Raw genomic sequence first — 6,193 nt, 5'->3', positions numbered from 1 at the left:
TAACGTACACCGCATAATCGCATCAGGACTGTTGCTAGTAGGGTTGGCATTGACGAGTTGCACTGCAAAAACAACCGCTAGTTCTTCTGATCCAGAACTGGAGGCCAAGGTACTAGAAATTATTCGCAAGAATCCGCAGGTAATCTTAGATGCTGTACAAGCCTATCGGCAAGAACAAGAAGCCAATCGGCGCAAAGCCCAGCAAGAGTTTCTTGACAATATGCTGAACAATCCCAAGGCTGTGATCGATAGGTCGCCTACCATGGGTTCAACCGACCAATCGATTGTGCTGGTTATGTTTTCTGACTTCCAGTGTCCCTATTGCGCCGAAGCCCATAAGGAAATCAAGGCATTTATGGAAAAACACCGAGATCAGGTTACCTTTGCCTACAAGCATCTACCGCTAGTATCAATTCACCCAGAAGCGCTACCAGCCGCAAAAGCAGCGTGGGCAGCCATGCAACAGGGCAAGTTCTGGGAATATCAAGATGCTTTGTTTACCAACCAGGATAAGCTAGGCGATCAGCAGTATATAGCGATTGCTAAGTCTCTAGGATTAGATGTGGATAAGTTCAATCGCGATCGGGCTAGCGATGATGCGGCCAAGGCTATTCAAACCGATGTGGAGCTAGCTGAATCTCTAGGTATTAATGGCACTCCGTTTCTGATTATGAACGGAGAAGTGGTGGAAGCGGGGCCTGAATTGCCCACTCAACTGGAAGCTACCCTAGCTAAGGTAAAGCAAGCCAAGACGAAGAAATAGAGTTACTTTCATAAGTCTCGTAGCCAGAACTCTAGATGAACGAGAGGCGAGACAGCAGAGAGAACACACCAAACCCAACTAGAATAGCGCCACTAGCAGGTGTAATCCAGGCAGACCAGCGCCGAAAGGCCAGCAGTGTTTGCAGCGTTGCTGTAAAGGTGCCTGCAATGATGAGTGGGGCTGAATAGCCAGCTGTGTAAGCTAGCAATAGCACAGCTCCCAGCAGTGGGTCGTGGGTAGTAGATACCCATGCTAACAGGGTGGCCAACACAGGCGTGCTACAAGGGGAAGCTACTAAACCAAAGGTTAATCCTAGCAGGTAGGAGCGGGTGCTATTTGCTACATGATTGGGGATGAATCTGGCGGCATCAAAGGCTGGTAAGGGCAATGGCAACGCTTCCAACAAGTTTAGACCCATGAGAATAGCAACAACGCTGACGATAATCGGCAAACCAATCCCCACTTGACCATACACATTGCCTAGCAAGGCCGCCCCTAGACCTAAGGCTGCTAAGGTTGTCGCTAGTCCTAGGGCAAACCAAGTAGATTGCACAGCAGCCTGTACACGGGTTTTAGCTTCGTAGCCCCCAATATAGCCGATCGTCAGCGGCAGCATCGATACCATGCAAGGTGTGAGACTAGTGAGCAACCCCGCCAGAAAAATCACCCCTACGCTCAGAAGTGAGAGATGGGTAAGCTGGGAGATTACGATCGTGTCAGCCAAATGCTGAAGCTGATACAGTTTGGTTTGTAGGGATTCAACCATGATTACACCTTAGATTCATACTTAGATCGTAACGAAGGATTGTCCCGTAGTACAGTAAAGGACTGTGATTCCAAGATAAAAGGGTAGTTAGGGAAACAACCATGGCGCTAATCGTGCAGAAATACGGGGGGTCATCCGTTGGGTCGATTGAGCGAATTCAGGCTGTGGCAGGCCGGGTGGTACGAACCGTCAATGCGGGGCACCGTGTGGTGGTTGTGGTGTCAGCCATGGGCAAGACTACAGATAGTTTGGTGAAACTAGCTAGAGAATTATCCAACAATCCTAGTCGACGAGAAATGGATGTGTTGCTGTCTACGGGAGAGCAGGTGTCTATTGCCTTAATGAGCATTGCCCTACAAGAACTAGGACAACCTGCCATTTCCCTCACGGGCGCTCAAGTTGGCATTGTGACCGAAGCTGAGCACACCCGTGCCCGCATCCTCAGTATCGAGACCGATCGTCTTCAGTATCACCTGGATCAAGGACAGGTAGTTGTTGTTGCAGGCTTTCAAGGGGTTACTGATACTACCACTATGGAGGTGACTACCCTAGGACGGGGTGGTTCTGACACCTCAGCCGTAGCCCTTGCTGCTGCCCTCAAGGCCGATTGTTGTGAAATTTACACCGATGTTCCCGGAATTCTTACTACGGATCCCCGCCTAGTGCCCGAAGCCCAACTGATGAGCGAAATTACCTGCGATGAAATGTTGGAGCTAGCTAGCCTGGGTGCTAAGGTCTTGCATCCTAGGGCAGTGGAAATTGCCCGCAACTTTGGAGTGCCCCTAGTGGTGCGATCCAGTTGGAGTGATGATCCCGGCACCCGCGTTCTAGCACCATCACTGCCTCCCCGCTCTCTACAAACCCTCGAATTATCGCGACCTGTAGATGGGGTAGTGTGCGATCGCAATCAAGCCAAGGTTGCCCTGTTGCGGGTACCTGATCGTCCTGGAATTGCTGCCCGGTTGTTTAGCGAAATTGCCCGCCATAGCCTGGATGTAGACTTAATCATTCAATCGATTCACGATGGCAACACCAACGACATTGCCTTTACGGTTACCAAAGACTCTTTGACCCAGGCGGAGGCGATCGCCCATGCCTTCTTGGCCAGCATTGATCCCTCAGCAGGCACCCCTGTGTCAACGCTGGATGCTGTTGTGGATGCAGATGTTGCCAAGATCAGCATTATTGGTGCAGGCATGATTGGTCGTCCTGGAGTGGCTGCCCACATGTTCTCTACCCTGGCAGCGGCTGGCATCAACATCCAAATGATCTCTACCTCAGAAGTGCAGGTTAGTTGTGTTGTAGCTATTCAGGATTGCGATCGGGCTACCACTGCTCTCCGTCAAGCATTTGATCTCGACAACAGCCTACCCATGCCTGTGCTCACCAACCCCAATTCTGCACCAAATGACCCTAATGACTCTGCGGCAGCTACACCACTGATTCGTGGCGTTGCCCTCGATCGTCAACAGGCTAAACTCGCTATTCGGCAGGTGCCCGATCGCCCAGGCATGGCTGCTCGTCTGTTTCAACTGTTGGCAGACAAAGGCATCAGTGTTGACATGATCATCCAGTCTCAGCGTTGCCGCATTGTTAACAACATACCTACCCGTGATATTGCTTTCACCGTAGCACTGGGGGACGCTGACGATGCCCATGCTGCTTTGTCAGCCGCAGCGCCTGACTTGGAATGGGGTGAAATTGTAATCGATCGAAATGTTGCTAAGGTCAGCGTGGTTGGCAGCACCATGATTGGACAACCAGGAGTCGCAGCCCGGATGTTCACCGCCCTTGCCGAGCAGCAGATCAACATTCAAATGATTGCTACCTCTGAAATTAAAATCAGTTGCATCATTGCAGCCGACCAAGGAGTCACTGCTCTCCAGGCCATTCATAGTGCCTTTGGTTTATCTGGCACCCAAACAATTCAAGTCGCTGCTCCCTAGCAATCAAGATAAACGGCCACAGATTGCTGTCAATGCTTACAGGTTACTACTTAGTGATGAGTGTCTGAAGATCTACAGGTCTCCCGTTGCTTAATTTCAGTGTTGATAGACAGAGTTCGCGTCAACCCACTCAACTTGGATTGGGGAAAACACACTTAGGCAGTGCAAGCTTTTCATAGGACTACTGCGGCATAGCCCCGCAGGGCTAGACTGTGAGGGGCAAAAAACACCCAGTTTCATTGGGAAGTCTTTAAGACTAGATGGTGACAACGCACCTACAGATACATGGCTGACATTGTGCCGTCTACGTCAAGACAACCCAACAGAGCAGCACAAATTGGTGCCATTGACAGTCAAGCTTTTTAAGACTTAGTAACTGCAGGTTAAAACAGGTTAATTCTAGTTAAAGAAGCGGCTAATAACTGTTGAAGATGCTATTTTGAATGTAGACACAACAAGGGTCAGACAACACACTACTCCTTGTAACCCCCGGATGTGAGCCTGTGTCTCCTCGCTCGCTCCAACACTGAACCTAACTTGGTTAAGAACTATCTGTTCACAATGTGACCGATAAACTCTTGTAAGCACTATCTCTTGAAGAGATTGGCTTAAGTGTTCCTTAACAAGGACAGTAAGATGTCAAACCTACAGTCTGGAAAGACTTACGGATAGTTCAGATATTGAGATTAGGGAATGTGATGTTCACTGTAGTTTAGTTGATTTGTTTATCTGGCTGTTTAAGCTAGCAGCTCTACTATCATTCATTCAAGATTTAGTTTTGCACTGAGAGTTGCTGGCTTGTTTAATTTCTTTTAATTTCTCTCATGTTTGGTCAGTTACATTGACGTTCTCACAGTGCTGTAGGGGTCAGACGTATAAGCGTCAGGCCCCTATATTTTTGAGTCTGTATAATCTAGACGGCAGAATTTCCCACTAGCGGCAATGGCTGAGTAGCGCTAGTTATGTTTCTAACTTGGTTTCTAGCTTGAAGTTTTTAGCTTAAAGCGTTGGCGGTGGTTAGCTACTGATTCAGCTAGCCCGATACCAATGTAGGTTGCTAGTAGAGCCGATCGTCCATAGCTTAACCACGGTAAGGGCAGTCCCGTCACTGGTGATAAGCCGATCGTCATGCCAATGTTGACCAATATTTGAAAAATCAACATGAACAGCACGCCGATTGCAATCAGTGAGCCAAAGTTATCCTTAGCATTCTGGGCAATAACCACCAGACGAAAGCACACTAGCCAAAATGCCACCAACACAGCCATACAACCAACGAACCCCAGTTCTTCTCCGATCGCAGAAAAAATAAAATCAGTCCATTGCTCTGGAATGAAGTTCAACTGCGTCTGCGTTCCCTGATACAAGCCTTTGCCTAGCAATCCACCAGCCCCGATCGCAATCCGAGACTGAATTAAGTGATAGCCACCACCTAGCGGATCCAGGTCTGGGTTAAAGAACAACACAATCCGTTGCTTTTGGTAATCTTGTAACAACCCCCACAACACTTGGCCCAGCTTGCCAGAAATCAGGTTGATTACCACAACTGCAAATGCACTCAGATTTCTCCAAGGCAGAGTCTTCCAGCCAACAATCCCCAGTCCAGCAACCCACACTAAGGGCACTAGGATGAGCCAATTTGCGTTCAGCACGTTGAAGAGGATGGCAGAGATCAATGGTGCTATCAGTAGCAATAACCATCCAGGGTTAGCGTTGCCCCAGTACAACATACCCAGCGTAATCGAACCAAACACAAGCGATGTTCCTAAATTTGGCTCTAGGAACACTAAAACCCAGGGGACTGAAGCTACAGCTAGGGTTCTAACAACAGCTTGGAGAGAATCAGCAGTTTGCTTGTGTAGGAGAGCTGCAATAGTAATGATTATTCCTAATTTGGCAAATTCTGATGGTTGCAGATAAAAGCCACCGATATTGATCCAGCGCTGGGCACCTAGCCCGACAGTACCAATAATTTTTACGGCGATCAAAGTGAAATTGACAACACCATAAATAATCCAATGCCACTGCAACAGAATCTCATAGCGCATCCGTGCTAATAGCAACGCTAAGACAATTCCTATGCCACCTGTTATCCAATGCTGCCACCAGTCCGTCAGACCTTGGTTACGCTCAGTACTGCTGATCATGACTCCGCCTAGGGCTGTAAGGGCGATCGGCAAACTAAATAACCACCAATCCATCTCTTGCCAGGGCTGAATCAAACCCTTCCAGTTAAATTGTGCGAATGCCTTTTGCAGAATCATAGACAGAACACAGGTAGCCAAGTTATTCGACTATAGTACTAGGGCATTGTAACGATTCTTCATCAATGATCTAAATCAGGCATCAATGATCTGAACAGGCCGCTGTTTGGGAATAGGATTTCCTGATGAGATAGCACTAATGACAGCTATGTGGTAAGGATCCTTATATGGAGAAAACAACACATAGTGCCAGGTATGCAATGCCTAGATTACCGACAGTGATAACACTGACATAGCTTTAGACGGTATCTAAGTTTTTGATACTATTGATGGGCAAATCCTGCTCTTCTCAGGCTCTATGTGTAGCAAAGAAGTTTTACACCAGTCTGCTTGTGCACCAGCAGAGCTGAGTAGCAGGTACCCATACCTTTACGGTTAATTAGCTTGCTACCTCAAAGATTCTGAAGAGTTTCTAGACGAGCTAGATGCCCCATGTTGGGAGTATGAGATTAAC

The 6,193-nt window shown here is 48.1% G+C and carries 4 protein-coding genes; 2 read left to right on the top strand and 2 right to left on the bottom strand.

What is annotated here, in order from left to right:
• The first annotated feature begins 31 nt into the window (after positions 1-31).
• Complete coding sequence (locus tag NZ772_12030; GenBank protein MCS6814276.1) at positions 32-763, top strand: thioredoxin domain-containing protein; 732 nt, start codon at positions 32-34, stop codon at positions 761-763.
• 31 nt (positions 764-794) lie between these two features.
• Here the strand turns inward: NZ772_12030 and NZ772_12025 are convergent, their stop codons facing one another.
• Positions 795-1,529, bottom strand: a complete 735-nt coding sequence (locus NZ772_12025; GenBank protein ID MCS6814275.1) for a cytochrome c biogenesis protein CcdA — start codon at positions 1,527-1,529, stop codon at positions 795-797.
• Positions 1,530-1,630: 101 nt separating this feature from the next.
• On the opposite strand from NZ772_12025, the gene NZ772_12020 reads away from it, so the two are divergent.
• On the top strand, positions 1,631-3,475 hold the full coding sequence (locus NZ772_12020) for an aspartate kinase (GenBank protein ID MCS6814274.1): 1,845 nt from the start codon (positions 1,631-1,633) through the stop codon (positions 3,473-3,475).
• A 980-nt stretch (positions 3,476-4,455) separates the two neighbouring features.
• Here NZ772_12020 and rodA read toward each other — a convergent pair.
• Complete coding sequence (gene rodA / locus NZ772_12015) at positions 4,456-5,739, bottom strand: rod shape-determining protein RodA (protein ID MCS6814273.1); 1,284 nt, start codon at positions 5,737-5,739, stop codon at positions 4,456-4,458.
• Positions 5,740-6,193: the final 454 nt, after the last annotated feature.

Source organism: Cyanobacteriota bacterium, from assembly GCA_025054735.1.
Taxonomy (GTDB): domain Bacteria; phylum Cyanobacteriota; class Cyanobacteriia; order SKYG9; family SKYG9; genus SKYG9.
Note: the sequence above shows the minus strand (reverse complement) of the source record. Positions and strands in the feature narration are given on the sequence as shown.